Raw genomic sequence first — 17,019 nt, 5'->3', positions numbered from 1 at the left:
GAAGGCGTCCGGGCGTTGCCGGGCCAGTTCTCGGTAGATCTCCACCGCCTCGCGCGCCGCCGCCAGCGCCTCTTCTCTCTGGCCCAGGGCGCTCAAGACATTGGCCACGTTGTTCAGCGACATGGCCAAATTTGGGCGGAAGGCGTCCGGGCGTTGCCGGGCCAGTTCTCGGTAGATCTCCACCGCCTCGCGCGCCGCCGCCAGCGCCTCTTCTCTCTGGCCCAGGGCGCTCAAAAAGCTGGCCACGTTGTTCAGCGACATGGCCAAATCCGGGCGGAAGGCGTCCGGGCGTTGCCGGGCCAGTTCTCTTCGGATCTCCACCGCCTCGCGCGCCGCCGCCAGAGCCTCTTCTCTCTGGCCCAGGTCGCTCAACCGGTTGGCCACGTTGTTCAGCGACATGGCCAAATCCGGGCGGAAGGCGTCCGGGCGTTGCCGGGCCAGTTCTCGGTAGATCTCCACCGCCTCGCACGCCGCCTCCAGCGCCTCTTCTCTCTGGCCCAGGTCGCTCAACCGGTTGGCCAAGTTGTTCAGCGAACTCGCCAAATCCGGGCGGAAGGCGTCCGGGCGTTGCCGGGCCAGTTCTCTTCGTATCTCCACAGCCTCGCGCGCCGACTCCAGCGCCTCTTCTCTCTGGCCCATCTCGGCGCGGGCAATGCTGGCCTGAGACAAATGCCAAGCCTTCAGCTCTGGGGAAGCCTCGGGCCATTCGGCCAACGCCTTGTCGCGCAGTTCGACGATCTCCAGATTCAGTCCGCGCAACACGACCGATTCATGCGGAATCGCCTGACTGATCTGCACCAGCCTTTGCCAGTCGCCGGAGGCGACCTGCACCAGCGCTCGCAACCACGGCAGGGGATGATTGGTGTCCTGCTTGGCGAAGTCCTGGGCGCAGCGGACGAGGGTCTGGACCATCGGTAGACCCAGTGTGGCGTACAGGCGCTGGAGCCCAGTGGAGTTGATTTTCTGGGCGGCCAGGGTGTCCAGAACGAAGGCTTCGCCGATCAGATCAGGAAGCAGCGGGGGCAGGCACCCGTCGTCGGTGGCGGGCAACGCGTCGGCGAGCAGATCGTGGAATTCGGCGGGGTCACCGCCGTTCGGCCGGCCCGTGGCCTGGCTTTCCTGGCTGACCAGAGGCAGAAAGGCGTCGCGGTCCATCCCTTGCGCCAGGGTGATGCAGGCGTTCAGGTGACGCAGCAGTTGCTTGTTCAGCGGCGCCGGCTGGTGGACGGCGGCCAGTCGGTCAAGGCGCACGCCTTCGCGCCTCGCCAGTTCCTGCGCCAGGTCGGTGCGACGCAGCGCCAGCGCCTCGATCCGGCCCTGCTGGACGGCGTGCAGCGCGGCCATCATCAGGAACAAGGGATCTTGCCCCCAACTGGCCGTGCTCAGGTGCCGCTCGACGAATTCGGGGCTGACCTGCGGGCCGATGAAGCCGTTGCGCTGAAGCATCTGGTTCAGCAGGCGGGCCCGGTCCGCGGGAGCGGTCAGCGGCCGCACCGCCACGGGTTCCGGCGGATCAAACAACGTGTGACGTCCGCCGATCGCCGCCCAGCCACCGTTGGCGCACAACTCGGCCATCCAGCCCGACTCGTGGGTGGCATGGCGCTCCAGCAGCAGGATGCGCAGTGGATGTTCGAGCGCGGGCTCCTGACCAAGTCGATCGGCCAGGGCATCCAGCCAGTCCTTCAACAATTCCGTGTGGCTGGCGGCATAGTCGATCACCACCAGCGTCGGCCGGCTCCAGCCCCATTCGGCGCGGTCCGGCTGAGTGTTGAACTTGCGCAAGGCGTCCGACGTGGCGAAGCCGGTCAACCAGCCTTGGTCGGCCATCTGCTCGCACAGGTGCAATGCCAATCGCGTTTTGCCACTGCCACCGTCGCCGGTCAGCACCCGCACGCTGATGGACTCGGTGCTGTGCAGAAAACGGTCGAGATCAGCCAGTTCAGCGTCACGGCCGACCAGTGTGGTCGACAGGGTGTAGGGCGAGAGCTGCAGCAGTTCGCTCACTGCCTTGCCCGCAGGAATCCGGCGTTGCGCCACAAAGCGTGTCAGCAGCAGCTTGGGGCGCGGTCCGATCTGGACCGTGTTCTGATCGCCCTCGATCTGCACGACGATGTTGTCGTGGCTGTCGGCCCCCAAATCAGTCCGCTGCTCCGCCATCTCGCCCCCTGGTGTTGCAATTTGCGGATCAATCTAGCAGCCGCGCCCATCAGGGCGCAATACCAGCAAAAACCGCATAACCCGCTGCGGGTCGCGCACAACCGAGATCCATGGGCAGCATCAACGGCCCCGACCTTCGTCATCCTCGCGAAGGCGAGGATCTACGTCTGCCTGATCCTGTCATCTTGTTGCGTGGGCCCCCGCCTGCGCGGGGGTGACGGCGGTTGGCGGGATGACGGCAGGTTGCGGTGACGGGCGCGGCGCTGCGTCACTCCGGCCGCTCGACGCGGCCGTCCGGGTGCCGGGCGAAGCGGGCGGCGTCGGGTCCGTGCACCGGCGCGGCGTCGTCCCAGGACCAGCCGCCGAAGCCGGTGCGCTGGTAGTCGGCGAAGGCCTGGCGGATCTCGGCCTGGGTGTTCATCACGAAGGGGCCGTACTGCGCTACCGGCTCGCCGATCGGGCGGCCCTGCAGCATCAGCAGCTCGGCCGGCGTGGTGCCGGTGTTGACGATCTCGGCCGGCCGGTCGGCGGGCACGTCGATCGCGCAGTGGCCCGGCACCGGCTGGTCCGCCACCCGCAGGCCGTCGCCGAGGAAGAAATAGAGCCGGCGCTTCGTCGCCGCGCCGCCGCGTGCGGCGGGCAGCGTCAGCCGCGCGCCGGCGTCGAGCTTCAGGGTCCAGATCGCCACGTCGGCCTCCGCCTGGCTGGCCCAGGAGTCGGGCGGCGGGCTGGGCGGCGTGGCCAGATCGGGCAGGGCGCCGGCCACGCACAGCAGCTCGGCGCGCCGGCCCTGGGCATCGGTCTCGACGCGGCGGGGCATCGTGTCGGCCCAGAACATCGTGAAGTGCGGCGCGGCGAACTTGCTGCGCGCCGGCAGGTTCAGCCAGATCTGGAACAGGTCGAGCGGGTTGGGCGCGTCGGTGCGCAGCAGCGGGAACATCTCGCTGTGCTGGATGCCGCGCCCGGCGGTCAGCCACTGCACGTCGCCGTCGCCGTAGCGCGCCGCCGCGCCGGCCGAGTCGGCATGGTCGATGCGGCCGGTGCGCACCAGCGTCACCGTCTCGAAGCCGCGGTGCGGGTGGGCGGGAAAGCCCGGCACCTGCTCGCCGTGGTACAGGCTCCAGCCGTCGCGGTAGGAGAAGTCGCTGCCGATCTGCCGGCCGGCCAGCGACGCCGCCGGGCCGAAGCGGCCGTTGCCGGCGGGGTAGCGGTCGTCGTGGTGGACGCAGAAGAGAAAGGGGTCCTGCGTCGGCCAGGGGAAGCCGAGGGGCAGGAAGGTCGGTGCGGGCAGATCGGCGTCGGGCGTGGACATGGTCGGGGCGGGCCGGCGGGCCCGGGTGACGGAGTTTCCGGACTGTACGCCCCGGCCCATTTCCCCTCAGGCCGCGTCGACCCGACGCACCGACTGCCGCCGCACCAGCTCGGGCGCGACGTCGCGGATCACCGGGCGGTCGCGGCCGTAGCAGCGGTTGATCAGGTCGCGCGTGGCCTGCGTGGCGACCGCGCCGATGTCGATGCGCACCGTGGTGAGCGCCGGCCAGACATGCGCGGCGAACTCGCAGTCGTCGTAGCCGACCACCGACAGGTCCTCGGGCACGCGCAGTCCGGCGGCCGCGAGCACGCTGATCGCCGCGATGGCCATCGGGTCGTTGGCGCAGAACAGCGCCGAGAAAGGCAGGGGCGCCGGGCCGCAGCGCGCCAGCAGCGCCTCGGCGGCCGCCCGCCCGGAGGCCGGCGTGAAGTCGCCGGTGATGATGCGCTCGGAGGGCACCCGCACGCCGGCCGCGCCGAGCGTGTCGAGAAAGCCGTGCAGCCGCGCCTCGTTGTCGGGCGCATGGTGCGGGCCGCTGATGATGGCGACCTCGCGGTGCCCGGCCTCGAGCAGGCACTGCGCGGCCAGCCGGCCGCCGAGCTCGTGGTCGCTCGAGAAGCACACCGATTCCAGCCCGGGCACGATGCGGTTGAGCACCGCGATCTGCGGCATCTGCGCATGCAGCTGGCGGAGGTCGTCGTCGTGCAGCTCGTGGCTCATCAGCAGCAGGCCGTCGCATTCGCGCTGGCGCAGGAAGTCGATGCCGTCGAGCGCCTGCAGCCGCGCGTCGCCGCAGGCGCCGCCGCTGGCGGTGACCATGTGGCGGTCGACCTCGCGCAGCTCGCGCCCGATCGTCTCGAGCACCGCGCCGTGGAACAGGCCCTGGTACTGCGGCACGTACACGCCCAGCATGTCCAGGCTCTTGCGCGACAGCGCGCGCGCGATGCTCGAGGGCCGGAAGCCCAGCGTCTCGATGGCCTGCTGCACCCGTGCGGCCGTCTCCGGCGCGACCGGGCCCTTGCCCGAGATCACCCGCGAGGCAGTTCCGACACCCACGCCCGCCAGGCGGGCGACATCCTTGATCGTGCTGGCCATTGTGCTTGTCGTGCTCGTCGCTGCAGGAGTGGAGGGCAATGCAAGAGGAAAAGGGCCGATTCTGGCCTGCCCAGGGGCGCGCTGGCCTTACGGCCGACGCAGATCGCGGAACGGCCCGAACAGCCACGAGCGCATGCCCAGCACCATCGTGAAGGGCTGCTTCTGGTCCTCGGGCAGGCGCTGGTCGGCCAGGTGCTGGCGCGCGAAGTCGGCGCCGATGCGCGCCAGGCGCTCGTTGAAGACCGGCGCCAGCGCGCGGTTGATCTCGCCGTGCACCAGCATCAGCTGCTCGCCCTCGCCGTCGAAGCCGCCGCGGAAATAGTCCGGAACCACCTCGGCGCGGAAGAACTGCATCACCGGCCCGTGCGGACGCCAGCGGAAGGTCTTGCTGACCTTGAGCCGGTAGCGGTTGTGCTCGCGCAGCTCGATGATGCCCAGCCGGTCGAGCTGCAGCAGCAGCCCCACCAGCTCGGCCGGCTCGTAGCGGTAGCTGGCGAGCATCTGCTCGAAGGTCCACTGGCTCAGGCAGCAGATCGCCGCCAGCAGCAGGCGCCGGTCGGCCACGACGGCGCGCTCCTGCTCCTGCGTCAGCTCCATGCGCGCGGGCTGCTCGTCGGCGAGCCGGCGCGAGAGCTCGGCGAAGTCGGTGCGCAGCACCCGGCAGATCGCGTCGATGCGCGACAGCGGCATGTCGCCCTGCGCGAACATGCGCTTGACGCTGGATTCGGCCAGCCCGAGCTCCTGCCCGAGCTGCGCGTAGGTGATGCCGGCGCCGCGGAGCTCGGTCTTCAGGAGGCGGATCAGGTCGGCGGTGCTGCTCATCGTCGGGGTGGAGGGTGGTCGGGTATCGTCTGATGATACCCAAGGTGGATTGGGGCAGCCGATCGGGGCATGTCGTTGAACCCGGCGGGCCGTCGGCGCACCATGAGCCCATCTTCAACGCACGCACCGAAAGGTCCACGCCATGTCCTCCGCCACCGCGTCCGCCCCGTCCGCCCCGACCGCCGCCGACCTGCCGACCGAACTGCCCGCGGTCCGCTCTCGCCGCCTGTCGTCCGGCCGTCCGCAGCGCGACAGCCGCGCCTGGCGCGCCCAGGTCTGGATCTCCTTCGGCCTGGCGGTGGCGCTGTGTGCCGGCGGCCTGGCCGGCCTGCCGGGCCAGAGCCTGGACCGCGCCTTCATGGTGATGGGCTACCTGTTCTGCCTGTGCTCGGCCTTCGTGCTGTCGAAGTTCGTCCGCGACCGCGAGAGCCGCCCGGATGCCGACACGCCGATGTGGGCCTGGGTGGTGCGCGGCGGCTTCGCGATGGCGATGGGCCTGACCGCCTGGGGCCTGTGGCGCATGCAGGTCGACGACGTCTGGAAGGCCTACCTCGGCGTGAGCTGGCTCTACCTGATCTCGTCGGTGTTCACGCTGGCCAAGACGCTGCGCGACGCCTGGGAAGCCGAACGTTGAACCGTGATCCAGCAAGGAGAAGCAGGATGAAGACGAGCAGAACGCATCGGGCCGCGCAGGCCCTGACCCTGAGCCTGGCGCTGCTGCTGGGCGTGACCGGGCCGGCCGCGGCGCGCGGCGAATCGGAGGCGAGCGCGGCCTCGTCCGGGCTGTCGATCGGCGTGCCGGTGGCGGTGTCGGTGACGGCGCCCTCGGCGGTGCTGGCCGCCGGAGCGGTGCTGACGGTGGTCAGCGTGCAGGTGGTGGCCTCCGGCACGGTCTGGGTGCTCGAGCGGGCCTCGGACGGCGCGCGGGTGGTGCTGAACTTCAGCGCCGCCGGCGTCGAGGCGGCCTCGATGGTCGCCGGCACCGCGGTCCTCGTGACCGCGATCAGCGCCGGCTGGATCCTGTCGAGCGCTGGCCGGGCGCTGTGCTTCCTGCCCAGCGAGCGCGGCGCCGCGCTGCTGCACCATGAAAGGATCTCGCGATGAACGCCGCGCCTGCCCTGAATCCGGCCCTGGCCGTCCTGGTGGTGGCCGGTGCGCTGCTGGCGACGACGAGCCCGCCGGCGCAGGCCGGTCGCGGCTGCGAGACGAAGCCGGTCAGCACCGAGACGCTGGTGCGCTCGCTGGAACTGGCCGAGCGCACCGCGCGCTGGCTCGACACCAGCGGCGCCGGGGTGGTGCTGCTGGCGCGGCGCGGCCAGAACCTCGATGCCTACGGCGTGCAGTGGTCGCACCTGGGCTACGCCTACCGCGACGAGCGCGCCAGGGCCTGGCGGGTGGTGCACAAGCTCAACCACTGCGGCACCGCCGAGTCGGCGCTGTACCGCCAGGGGCTGGCGGAGTTCTTCTCGGACGATCTCTACCGCTTCGAGGCCGGCGTGCAGGTGCTGGCGCCGGCCGCGCAGAAGGCGCTGCGCCCGCTGCTGGAGGACAACGCCCGCGCGGCCACGCTGCACGAGCCGGCCTACAGCATGGTCGCCTTTCCGTGGGCGACCCGCTACCAGCAGAGCAACCAGTGGGCGCTGGAGACGCTGGCGCTGGCGATGGAGCCCTCCGCGACCGACCGCGCCCGCGCGCAGGCCTGGCTGCAGTTCAAGGGCTATGTGCCGACGACGCTGCGCATCGACGCGATGAAGCGCCTGGGCGCGCGCGTCGGCAGCGCGCACATCGCCTTCGACGATCACCCGAACGCGCAGCGCTTCGCCGACCGCATCGACACCGTGACCGTCGACTCCGTCTTCCGCTTCGTGCAGAGTGCGGGTCTGGCCAGTCCGGCGCAGACGCTGCCCTCGGTGCCCTGAGCGGCCGCCGGAACAGAACTGAACCGGCAAAACCGTTCTTTCCGCGCGCGGCTTTTTCCGGATTGCCGCGATCATCGGCACGGCACCCGCCGTGCGCCTGAAGCCCGATCGCGATGATGTCCTCCGACACCCCGTCAACGCCTGCCGCCGAGCCGAGCCAGTTCGCCCTGCTCGGCCAGCGCCGCTTCGCGCCCTTCTTCTGGACCCAGTTCCTGGGGGCGGCCAACGACAACCTGTTCAAGTTCGCCTTCACGGTGCTGGTGACCTACCAGGTGCAGCTGGCCTGGCTGCCGCCGGCGCTGGCCGGGCTGGCGATCGGGGCGCTGTTCATCCTGCCCTTCGTGCTGTTCTCGGCCACCGCCGGGCAGCTGGCCGACAAGCTCGACAAGGCGCTGCTGATGCGCTTCGTCAAGTCGCTCGAGATCGGCATCATGGCGCTGGCCGGCTGGGCCTTCGTGCAGGGCGACGACACGGTGCGGGTGGCCACGCTGCTGGCCTGCGTCTTCGGCATGGGGCTGCACTCGACGCTGTTCGGCCCGGTCAAGTTCGCCTACCTGCCGCAGCACCTGTCCGAGCGCGAGCTCACCGGCGGCAACGGCATGGTCGAGATGGGCACCTTCGTGGCCATCCTGCTCGGCAATGTCGCCGGCGGCCTGCTGATCGGCCTGTCCGGCACGGGGCCGGCGGCGGTGGCGGCGGCCTGCGTGGCGCTGGCGCTGCTGGGCCGGCTGGTCGCGCAGCAGGTGCCGCCGACGCCGGCGACCGATCCGGGCCTGCGCATCAACCTGAACCCGCTGACCGAGACCTGGCGCAACCTGAAGCTCGCGCACGGCAACATCGTCGTGTTCCGCTCGCTGCTGGGCATCTCGTGGATGTGGTTCTTCGGCGCGGTCTTCCTGAGCCAGTTCCCGTCCTTCGCCAAGGAGGTGCTGCACGGCGACGAGCGGGTGGCCTCGCTGCTGCTGGTGGTGTTCTCGCTGGGCATCGGCACGGGCTCGCTGCTGTGCGAGGTGCTGTCGCGCCGCCATGTCGAGATCGGCCTGGTGCCGCTGGGCGCGATCGGCATGACGGTGTTCGCGGTCGACCTGTACTTCGCGTCGAGCGGCCTGGCCGCGCCGGCCGCGCCCTGGGGCGTGGCGGGCTTCCTGGCGCAGCCGGCGCACTGGCGGGTGATGCTCGACCTGGCGCTGATGGCGCTGTCGGCCGGCCTCTACAGCGTGCCGATGTACGCGCTGATCCAGCTGCGCGCCCCGAAGAGCCACCGCGCGCGCATCATCGCCGCCAACAACATCCTCAACGCGCTGTTCATGATCGCCAGCTCCCTGCTGGCCGGCGCGATGCTGTCGGCCGGCGCCAGCGTGCCGCAGGTCTTCCTGGCCACCGGCCTGGCCAACGCGCTGGTGGCGGGCTACATCTTCCTGCTGGTGCCGGAATACCTGCTGCGCTTCGCCGCCTTCGTGCTGACCCATGTCGTCTACCGGCTGCGGGTGATCGGCGCCGAGCACATTCCGGCCGAGGGGCCGGCGGTCATCGCCGCCAACCATGTGAGCTTCGTCGATGCGCTGGTGCTGGCCGCGGCCAGCCCGCGACCGATCCGCTTCCTGATGGACCACCGCATCTTCGCCACCCCGGTGCTGGGCGCGCTGTTCCGGCTGGCCGGCGCGATCCCGGTGGCGCCGCAGAAGGAGGATCCGGCCGTCTACCAGCACGCCTTCGACGCGGCCTCGAAGGTGCTGAAGGAGGGCGACCTGCTGGGCATCTTCCCCGAGGGCGGCATCACCCGCGACGGCCGGCTGCAGCCCTTCCGCGGCGGCATCGCCAAGATCCTCGAGCGCGATCCGGTGCCGGTCGTGCCGGTGGCGCTGCTCGACCTGTGGGGCTCGAGCTTCTCGCGCATCGAGGGGGGCCGCGCGCTGGCGCGGCCGCTGCGCCGCGGCCTGTCCAGCCGCATCGGCGTGGCCGCGGCCGCGCCGGTGCCGCCCGCCGAGGTCACGCCGGAGCGGCTGCAGCAGCAGGTGCAGCGGCTGCTCGACACCCATTCCCTTTCCAGACCATCGACTCCATGAACGTCTCCGCTCCTGCCCCCCTGGCCTCCGCCACCGAACTGGCCGTCAGCGTCGTGCGCGACACCGACGGGCTGACCGCGCTGCGCACCGACTGGGAAATGCTCGAGCGCCGCGCGGTGCATGGCAGCCCCTTCGTGCGCTGGCGCCATGTGCAGCTGGCCGCGCGCCACCTGCTCGGCGCCGGCGACGAGCTGCATGTCATGACGGTGCGTGCCGACGACGAGCGCCTGGTCGGCGTGCTGCCGCTGCTGCGCACCAGCGAGCGCCACTACGGCATGACGCTGAAGGTGCTGCGCCAGATCGGCATCCTGGAGGGCGACCGCCCCGGCGTGCTCGCGCTCGACGACGCCGACGCGGTCTGGGCGGCGCTGTGGCGTCATCTGAAGGCGAACCGGGCCGACTGGCAGGTGCTGGACCTGCGCGAGCTCGAGCCGGACTGCTGGCCGCTGCGCGAGCTGGCCGAGCCGGGGGCGGGCTTCCATGCGGAGGTGCACGACGACGTGCTGTCGACCTTCCAGCGCCTGGACGGCAGCTGGAACGCGCACCTGACGCGCCGGCCCGAAACCCTGCGCGAGCAGCGCCTGCAGGCCCGCCAGCAGCTTGCCGCGGCGATGCCGCGGCTGTGCGTGGCGGTGGCCGACACGCCGCAGGACATCCTGGCCGCCTTCGATCGCTACCTCGCGCTCGAGGCCGGCCTGCGCGAGCAGGACAACGGCGTGACGATCGGCGGCGACGAGCGCCGCGTCGCCTTCTACCGCGACTGGCTGCCGCGCCTGGCGGCCGACGGCGATGCGGCGGTCTGGCTGCTCGGCAGCGTCGAGCAGGGCGAGGCCGCCGGCCTGCTGCGCCTGCGCAGCGGGCATGTCTGGATCGAGCGCCATGCCTGCTTCGACCCGGCGCGCGCGGCGCAGACGCCCAGCCTGCTGCTGCTGCTCGAGGCGCTGCAGCACGGCTTCGGCACCACCGCGACCGAGAGCCGGCTGGTCAACCTGCGCGAGCCGCAGCCGGCCGCCGCCTCGGTGATGTCCTGGTACGACGACTGCATCCAGACGCAGCGCCTGTCGGTCTGGAACCTGCACTCGAAGCTGGCGCCGGTGGCCTTCCTGAAGGGGCTGGGGCGGCGGCTGCGCGGCTGATCGGCCTCGTGCGGGGCGGTCAGTCGCGCAGCCAGCGCCGGGTGCGGCGCCGGAGCTGCCGGCGCATCGCCCGCGCGACGCGCCACGGCACCGAGGCGCGCAGCCGTGCCAGCACCATCGCCTTCCAGGCGATCCAGCGCGCGTGCAGCCGCGCGAACCAGGCCAGCTGCAGCAGCGCCGGCTGCACCAGCTGGTACAGCCGCGCCACCAGCGCGGTGCCGACCAGCTTGGCCGCGACGATCAGCGCGATGCCGGCCACCACATGGCCCTGCGCGACCAGCGCGACCGCGCCGAGCTTGACCGGCAGCAGCATCAGCCCCGGCAGCGCGAACACCGCCAGCGCCGCGTGCGGCGACAGCCCCGCGATCCGGGCCTCCAGCCGGCCCAGCAGCGGCAGCCGCGCGAGCCGGGCCGCCCACCGCGCCAGCGGCTCCCAGCCCCATTCCTCGAACAGCAGCACCAGGCCGACCGTCCAGTGCAGCAGCGCGCGCAAGCCTCTTGCCAGCATCGTCGTCTCCGGGGGGGGCGTGGCGCCTTCAGCGCGCCGACAGCGTCATGCCGACCTGCGGCGACCCGCCGGCCTGTCCCGCCAGCAGCTTCGGCGCGGCGACGAAGACCCGCTCGTTGGCCAGGCCGCGCTCGCGCAGCGCGTCGCGCACCGCCTCGGCGCGCGCGGTGGCCAGCTCGCGCCAGTCCTCGTCGTCGACCGGCTCGGCCGCGGCCAGCGCGGCGGTGGCGGTGCTGCCGGCGGGCACGCCGCCCTTGAGCCGCTGCGTCACCAGCAGCGCGAGCAGGCGCTGGCGCTCGGCATCGGTCATCGCTCGGGCGGTCTCGTCGGCGAGATCGGCGCGCGCGCCGGCGCGGGCCAGCTCGCGCCGGTGCAGCGCCTGCAGCCGGCGCTCCAGCGCCGCGGCCTGCCAGGCGGCGCGCTCGGCCTCGCGGTCGGCCTCGCCGGCCAGCGTCACCGTCAGGGCCGGCCGGTCCGCCAGCGAGCGCGCGACGCGGTCGAGCAGCGCCGGCGCGTCGGGCTGAAGCTGCGCCAGTCCGGGCAGGAAGGCCACCCGGCTCAGGTCCTCGCCGCTGCCGCCCGACAGCAGCGAGAACGGCGCGGTCAGCGCCTTGGTCAGCACGTTGCCGAGGACCTTGAGCACCAGGCCGAAGACGCTGAACTGCGGGTCGTTCAGCGAGCCGCCGATCGGCAGATCCAGGTCGATGACGCCGTGGCGGTCGCTCAGCAGCGCCACCGCCAGCCGCACCGGCAGCTTCGTCGCGTCGGGGCTGTCGACCGCCTCGCCGAAGGTGAGCTGGTTGAGCACCAGCCGGTTCGTCGCGTCGAGACGGCCGCTCTCGTCGATGCGGTAGGCCACGTCCATCGACAGCTTGCCGCGCTCGATGCCGTAGCCCGCGTACTTGCCGGAGTAGGGCGACAGCGGCGCCAGCTCGATGTCGCTGGCGCGTGCCTGGATGTCGAGCGCCGGCGGGCTGGCCAGCGGCTGCAGCCGACCCGACACCGACAGGTCGCCGGTGCGCGCGACCTTGCCGGCCAGCGTCAGCGTGGCCATCTCGCGCGAGCCGCTGCGCCAGGCCCCGAGCTGGCCGTGCAGGTCGTCGAGGTCGGCGCTGTAGTTCGGGCGGATGAAGCGGTCCTCGAAGTCGATGCGCGCGCGGCTCAGCCGGGTCGGGCCGATGTCGAGGTCGACTGGCAGCTCGGCCGGCGTGCCCGCCGCCGGGCGCGAGGCGGGTGCGGACGCCGCCGAGGCCGCCGCGGATGCCGCCGCCGGCGCGGACGTGACGGCGACCGGCCGCTCGCCGGCATCGCGCAGGTTGAAGCGGCCCTCCGGCGTGATCATCAGCCGCGCGAACAGGCCGTCGAGCGCGGTCTCGCGCAGGCGCACCTTCGGGCGCGCGCCCGGCTGCAGCGCCACGTCCAGGCCCTGCAGCGAGAGCGTCTGCCAGCTCAGCAGCTCGGCGCCGTCGTCGCCTTCGGTGCTGCCGCTGCTGGCGCTGCCGCCGCGCTGCCGGGTGTGCAGCTGCAGGTCGGCGAGCCGGCCGTCGCCGCGCAGCGCGAGCTGCAGGCCGGCGGCGGGCTGGCGCAGCGTCAGCTCGCCGTCCCAGCCCAGCCGCGCGCGCACCAGCTCGACGCCGGGCATCGGCGGCGCGTAGGGCGCGAGCAGGTGCAGCGGCAGCGCCTGCAGCTTCAGCCGTGCCGACACCGCCAGCGGCTCGAGCGCGAGCTGGCCGCGGGCGTCGATCACCGGCGCGGTCGGGCCGGCGCGGCGGGTGCCGCCTTCGCCGCGCAGGTCGGCGGCAAGCTGCCAGCGCAGCGGCGCGCCCAGCCGGTCGCCGCGCCACTGCAGGTCCTGCACGCCGAGCTGCAGCCGCTCGATCTCGAGCGCGACATCGTCCTCGGGCTGCAGGTCGCGCCAGCCCAGGCGGCCGTCCTCGAGCTGCAGCGTGCCGAGCCGCAGCGACCAGCCTGGCGTCGGCGGCTCGACGGCGGCCGGCGCCGACGCGGGCGTCGCAGGAGGCGCGGCCAGCCAGTCGGCCAGATTCAGGCGACCTTGCGCGTCGCGCTCCAGCCGGGTGCTCGGCTGCAGCAGCCGCAGCCGGCCGATCTCGACCTGGCGGGCGTTCAGGTCGATCTGGCCCGCCTCGATCTCCAGGCGTTCCAGCGCCGCCAGCGGCGGCGTGGCGGCCGGGGCGTCGGGCGTGCTCAGCTTCAGCGCGGTCAGCTCGCCGCGTTCGAGCGCAATGTTCAGCGCCGGCGCGTCGCCCGCCTGCCAGCGCAGCCGCGCCTGCGCCGCCAGCCGGCCGTCGAGCCGCGGCTTCAGCACCGGGCGCAGATAGGGCGCGAAGGCCTCCAGCCCGAGCGCGTCGATCTTCAGGGCCAGATCGGCCGCACCCGGATCGGCCTGGCCCTCGACGGCCAGCGTGCCGCGCGCCGGTGCGGCCAGCGCGGCCTCGAGCTTCAGCCGCGCGGGCTGCTGCATCGGCCAGGCCAGCGCGCCGGTCTCGAGCGACAGGCGCTCGAGCGCGAGGCGGGCGGCGGGCTGCGTCGTCGCGTCCTGCCAGCCGATGCGGGTGTCGTGCAGCGCCAGCGCCTCGACGCTGACCTGCCAGGCCGGCGCCTCAGGGGCGATGGCGGCGGAGGCGGCCGCGGATGCCTGCGGTGCCGGCGCGGCGGCCGGGGTCGGGCTGTCCGGCGCGGCCAGCCGGGCGAGATTCAGCCGCCCCTGCGCGTCGCGTGCCAGGTCCAGCGTCAGCCCGTCGAGCGTGATCGCGCCGAAGGCCAGGCGCCGCGCCAGCGGCTGCACGTCGCGCAGCGCGATGTCGAGGTCGTTCCAGCCCAGCAGCGCGTGGCCGTCGCGGTCGGCGAAGGCCAGCTCCTGCGCCTGCACCCGGCCGCTCAGGCGCACCACCGGCGTGGCGCCGGCGGGCGCGTCGAAGTCGAGCTTCAGCTCGGTGCCGATGCGCCCGCGCAGCAGCCGCACCGGCAGCGCCGCCGGCCAGTGCCCCAGCCACGGCGCCAGGTCGAGCTGCGGCAGCGAGAAGCTGGCCTGCGTGGTGCGGTGGGGCGCGAACGGCCGGCCCTGCGCCTGGCTGTCGAAGCGCGCGCCGTCCAGCACGAAGGCCAGCCGCGGCGCCACCTCGATCTCGACCTGCGAGGGCAGCGTCGACAGGAAGGGCAGCGTCAGCGTCAGCTCGCCGAGCTGGTGGACCTGACCGGTCGGCCGGTCGTCGAAGCGCACCGAACCGCCGCTCAGGCGCAGGTTGTGCAGCGCGAAGCGCGCCGGGCCGCGGTCGGGCTGCGGCGCGGGCGAGGGCGCCGCCAGCCGGGCGATCAGGTCGTCGATGTCGTAGCGGCCCTCGGCGGTGCGGGTCAGGCGCAGCGCCGGCGCCTCGATCTCCAGCGCGGCCACCACCGGCGCCAGCTGCCACAGCGAGGCCGCGTCGAGATCGGCATGCAGCCTCGCGACCTCCAGCAGCGGCTCGGCCGGGGTCGTGCCGGCTGCGGCGCCGATGCGCAGCCGCTCGATGGCCAGGTCCATCGCCCAGGGCCGGAAGCGGACCCGCTCGAGCGTGACCGGCCGCCCCAGCGCCTGGCTGGCCTGCGTCTCGACCAGCGACTTCAGCAGCGGCGGCAGCGCCAGCCAGGACAGCAGCCACAGCAGCAGCAGGCCGCCCAGCGCGATCGCGGCCGCACGCAGCAGCCGCCGGGCGCGGGCGGGCGGGGTCGGGGCAGGGCGGGTGTCTTCGGGGGCGTCGGAAGTCATCGGCGGCGGCGGGATCGTTCTTCGGGCGGTTCTGTTCGATGCAACGCGCGAGTGCGGTCGCGCGCGGACCGTGATCGTGACACGGTCCTGTTGCTGCATGACCCCGGCTTGACGCCTGGAAGACGTGTCACCACAATGCGCCCCACGCTCCGGGGTGCCCCGGGTCGGCAAAGCCTCGTCCGGGACGAGGTGCTGCGGATCCGACGTGCTGAGATGGTCGAAGACCGAACCCGCTGTACTTGACCCGGTTAATACCGGCGTAAGAAGAGCCTGCACCTCGGCCCCTGTCGGTCGTCGCCTCTCTCGCGGCGACGGGCATCGCGGCCCCGGGAGTCCCTTCGGAGCGTGCCTCGACCGCCTGAAACCGAAGGAACCCCGCCGATGAACGCCCCCGACAAGCTCCAGGAACTGCTCACGCTGACCCGCGAGCCGTTCCCCGCCTCGACCAAGGTCTATGCCGAGGGCAGCCGCCCGGACCTGCGTGTGCCGATGCGCGAGATCGCGCTGACCAGCGGCGAGCGCGTCACCGTCTACGACACCTCCGGCCCCTACACCGACCCGAGCGTGGCCATCGACGTGCGCAAGGGCCTGGCGCCGGTGCGCGCCGGCTGGATCGAGGCGCGCGGCGACACCGAGAGCTACACCGGCCGCCAGCGCGTGGCGCTGGACGACGGCGGCAAGCATGAAGAACGCGACGGCAGCCGCATCGAGGCCCTGCGCGCCGAGGCCGCCGGCCTGCAGCGCCAGCCGCGCCGCGCCAAGGCCGGCGCCAACGTCAGCCAGATGCACTACGCGCGTCAGGGCATCGTGACGCCCGAGATGGAATACATCGCCATCCGCGAGAACGGCAAGCGCGAGTGGATGCGCGAGTACCTGCAGGACGCCGAGCGCGAAGCCCGCCTGAAGGGCAACGCCATGGGCGCCCGCATCCCCGACATCATCACGCCCGAGTTCGTGCGCGACGAGGTGGCCCGCGGCCGCGCGGTGATTCCGGCCAACATCAACCACCCGGAAGTCGAGCCGATGATCATCGGCCGCAATTTCCTGGTGAAGATCAACTCGAACATCGGCAACTCGGCCGTCACGTCGAGCATCGAGGAAGAGGTCGAGAAGCTGGTCTGGTCGATCCGCTGGGGCGGCGACACGGTGATGGACCTGTCCACCGGCAAGAACATCCACACCACCCGCGACTGGATCCTGCGCAACTCGCCGGTGCCGATCGGCACGGTGCCGATCTACCAGGCGCTGGAGAAGGTCGGCGGCATCGCCGAGGATCTGACCTGGGAGATCTTCCGCGACACGCTGATCGAGCAGGCCGAGCAGGGGGTGGACTACTTCACCATCCACGCCGGCGTGCGCCTGCCCTTCATCCCGATGACCACGAAGCGTCGCACCGGCATCGTCAGCCGCGGCGGCTCGATCCTGGCCAAGTGGATGATCACGCACCACAAGGAGAACTTCCTCTACACGCACTTCGAGGAGATCTGCGAGATCATGAAGGCGTACGACGTCACCTTCTCGCTGGGTGACGGCCTGCGCCCGGGCTCGGGCGCGGACGCCAACGACGAGGCCCAGTTCGCCGAGCTGCGCACGCTGGGCGAGCTGACCGAGATCGCCTGGAAGCACGACGTGCAGACCATGATCGAGGGCCCGGGCCACGTGCCGATGCACATGATCCAGGCCAACATGGACGAGCAGCTCAAGCACTGCAAGGAAGCGCCGTTCTACACGCTCGGCCCGCTGACCATCGACATCGCGCCCGGCTACGACCACATCGCCTCGGCCATCGGTGCGGCCATGATCGGCTGGATGGGCACCGCGATGCTGTGCTACGTGACCCCGAAGGAGCACCTGGGCCTGCCCGACCGCGACGACGTCAAGGCCGGCATCATCGCCTACAAGATCGCCGCGCACGCTGCCGACGTGGCCAAGGGTCACCCGGGCCAGCGCGCCCGCGACGACGCGATGAGCAAGGCGCGCTTCGAGTTCCGCTGGCGCGACCAGTTCGCGCTCGGCCTGGACCCGCAGACGGCCGAGGCCTACCACGACGAGACGCTGCCGAAGGACTCGTCGAAGGAGGCGCACTTCTGCTCGATGTGCGGCCCGAAGTTCTGCTCGATGAAGATCACGCAGGACGTGCGCGACTATGCCGAGAAGGGCATGGCCGAGAAGTCGGCCGAGTTCAAGGCGGCGGGCGGCGAGTTCTACATCCCGATCCAGCCGGCGAAGGGCTGAGCC

12 protein-coding genes and 1 riboswitch are annotated in these 17,019 nt (G+C 72.2%); of the genes, 6 read left to right on the top strand and 6 right to left on the bottom strand.

Annotation, left to right across the window (positions count from 1 at the left end):
• The 4 genes from HNQ01_RS22555 to HNQ01_RS05260 form a co-directional block, all read right to left on the bottom strand.
• A partial coding sequence (locus HNQ01_RS22555) for a tetratricopeptide repeat protein (protein ID WP_217427408.1) occupies positions 1–2,106 on the bottom strand: 2,106 nt, incomplete at its 3' end.
• A 319-nt stretch (positions 2,107–2,425) separates the two neighbouring features.
• Positions 2,426–3,469, bottom strand: a complete 1,044-nt coding sequence (locus HNQ01_RS05270) for a pirin family protein (RefSeq protein ID WP_173804319.1) — start codon at positions 3,467–3,469, stop codon at positions 2,426–2,428.
• A 66-nt stretch (positions 3,470–3,535) separates the two neighbouring features.
• Positions 3,536–4,564: a LacI family DNA-binding transcriptional regulator gene (locus HNQ01_RS05265; RefSeq protein WP_173804318.1), complete on the bottom strand. Its 1,029-nt coding sequence runs from the start codon at positions 4,562–4,564 to the stop codon at positions 3,536–3,538.
• An 87-nt stretch (positions 4,565–4,651) separates the two neighbouring features.
• Positions 4,652–5,386: a helix-turn-helix domain-containing protein gene (locus tag HNQ01_RS05260; protein WP_173804317.1), complete on the bottom strand. Its 735-nt coding sequence runs from the start codon at positions 5,384–5,386 to the stop codon at positions 4,652–4,654.
• Positions 5,387–5,528: 142 nt separating this feature from the next.
• Between HNQ01_RS05260 and HNQ01_RS05255 the strand changes: the two genes are divergently transcribed.
• The 5 genes from HNQ01_RS05255 to HNQ01_RS05235 all read left to right on the top strand — a co-directional run bounded on the left by HNQ01_RS05255 (position 5,529) and on the right by HNQ01_RS05235 (position 10,507).
• The gene (locus HNQ01_RS05255) at positions 5,529–6,020 is read left to right on the top strand and encodes a YiaA/YiaB family inner membrane protein (protein ID WP_173804316.1); all 492 of its coding nucleotides are present in this window, start codon (positions 5,529–5,531) and stop codon (positions 6,018–6,020) included.
• A gap of 26 nt (positions 6,021–6,046) precedes the next feature.
• Positions 6,047–6,490 carry a hypothetical protein gene (locus HNQ01_RS05250; protein ID WP_173804315.1) on the top strand — a complete coding sequence of 148 codons (444 nt, stop codon included), beginning with the start codon at positions 6,047–6,049 and terminating at the stop codon, positions 6,488–6,490.
• On the top strand, positions 6,487–7,305 hold the full coding sequence (locus tag HNQ01_RS05245) for a DUF2145 domain-containing protein (RefSeq protein WP_173804314.1): 819 nt from the start codon (positions 6,487–6,489) through the stop codon (positions 7,303–7,305). Before HNQ01_RS05250 ends, HNQ01_RS05245 begins: the two co-directional genes overlap by 4 nt.
• A 116-nt stretch (positions 7,306–7,421) precedes the next feature.
• Positions 7,422–9,371 carry an MFS transporter gene (locus HNQ01_RS05240; RefSeq protein WP_173804313.1) on the top strand — a complete coding sequence of 650 codons (1,950 nt, stop codon included), beginning with the start codon at positions 7,422–7,424 and terminating at the stop codon, positions 9,369–9,371.
• A complete protein-coding gene (locus HNQ01_RS05235; RefSeq protein WP_173804312.1) occupies positions 9,368–10,507 on the top strand; it encodes a GNAT family N-acetyltransferase in 1,140 nt (379 codons plus the stop codon). The genes HNQ01_RS05240 and HNQ01_RS05235 overlap by 4 nt, the downstream gene beginning before the upstream one ends.
• 19 nt (positions 10,508–10,526) lie before the next feature.
• Here the strand turns inward: HNQ01_RS05235 and HNQ01_RS05230 are convergent, their stop codons facing one another.
• A complete protein-coding gene (locus tag HNQ01_RS05230; RefSeq protein WP_173804311.1) occupies positions 10,527–11,015 on the bottom strand; it encodes a hypothetical protein in 489 nt (162 codons plus the stop codon).
• 28 nt (positions 11,016–11,043) lie between these two features.
• Positions 11,044–14,781, bottom strand: a complete 3,738-nt coding sequence (locus tag HNQ01_RS05225; RefSeq protein ID WP_173804310.1) for a DUF748 domain-containing protein — start codon at positions 14,779–14,781, stop codon at positions 11,044–11,046.
• 140 nt (positions 14,782–14,921) lie between these two features.
• Positions 14,922–15,064, top strand: a riboswitch (TPP riboswitch).
• A gap of 98 nt (positions 15,065–15,162) precedes the next feature.
• Here HNQ01_RS05225 and thiC point away from each other — a divergent pair.
• A complete protein-coding gene (thiC, locus tag HNQ01_RS05220; protein ID WP_173804309.1) occupies positions 15,163–17,016 on the top strand; it encodes a phosphomethylpyrimidine synthase ThiC in 1,854 nt (617 codons plus the stop codon).
• Positions 17,017–17,019 lie beyond the last annotated feature (3 nt).

This window comes from Sphaerotilus uruguayifluvii, assembly GCF_013294065.1.
GTDB classification, from domain to species: Bacteria; Pseudomonadota; Gammaproteobacteria; order Burkholderiales; family Burkholderiaceae_C; genus Sphaerotilus; species Sphaerotilus uruguayifluvii.
Note: the sequence above shows the minus strand (reverse complement) of the source record. Positions and strands in the feature narration are given on the sequence as shown.

Coding starts and splice junctions, on each gene's coding strand:
- HNQ01_RS05270 (WP_173804319.1), bottom strand. CDS start 3,469: ATGTCCACGCCCGACGCCGATCTGCCCGCACCGACCTTCCTGCCCCTC.
- HNQ01_RS05265 (WP_173804318.1), bottom strand. CDS start 4,564: ATGGCCAGCACGATCAAGGATGTCGCCCGCCTGGCGGGCGTGGGTGTC.
- HNQ01_RS05260 (WP_173804317.1), bottom strand. CDS start 5,386: ATGAGCAGCACCGCCGACCTGATCCGCCTCCTGAAGACCGAGCTCCGC.
- HNQ01_RS05255 (WP_173804316.1), top strand. CDS start 5,529: ATGTCCTCCGCCACCGCGTCCGCCCCGTCCGCCCCGACCGCCGCCGAC.
- HNQ01_RS05250 (WP_173804315.1), top strand. CDS start 6,047: ATGAAGACGAGCAGAACGCATCGGGCCGCGCAGGCCCTGACCCTGAGC.
- HNQ01_RS05245 (WP_173804314.1), top strand. CDS start 6,487: ATGAACGCCGCGCCTGCCCTGAATCCGGCCCTGGCCGTCCTGGTGGTG.
- HNQ01_RS05240 (WP_173804313.1), top strand. CDS start 7,422: ATGTCCTCCGACACCCCGTCAACGCCTGCCGCCGAGCCGAGCCAGTTC.
- HNQ01_RS05235 (WP_173804312.1), top strand. CDS start 9,368: ATGAACGTCTCCGCTCCTGCCCCCCTGGCCTCCGCCACCGAACTGGCC.
- HNQ01_RS05230 (WP_173804311.1), bottom strand. CDS start 11,015: ATGCTGGCAAGAGGCTTGCGCGCGCTGCTGCACTGGACGGTCGGCCTG.
- HNQ01_RS05225 (WP_173804310.1), bottom strand. CDS start 14,781: ATGACTTCCGACGCCCCCGAAGACACCCGCCCTGCCCCGACCCCGCCC.
- thiC (WP_173804309.1), top strand. CDS start 15,163: ATGAACGCCCCCGACAAGCTCCAGGAACTGCTCACGCTGACCCGCGAG.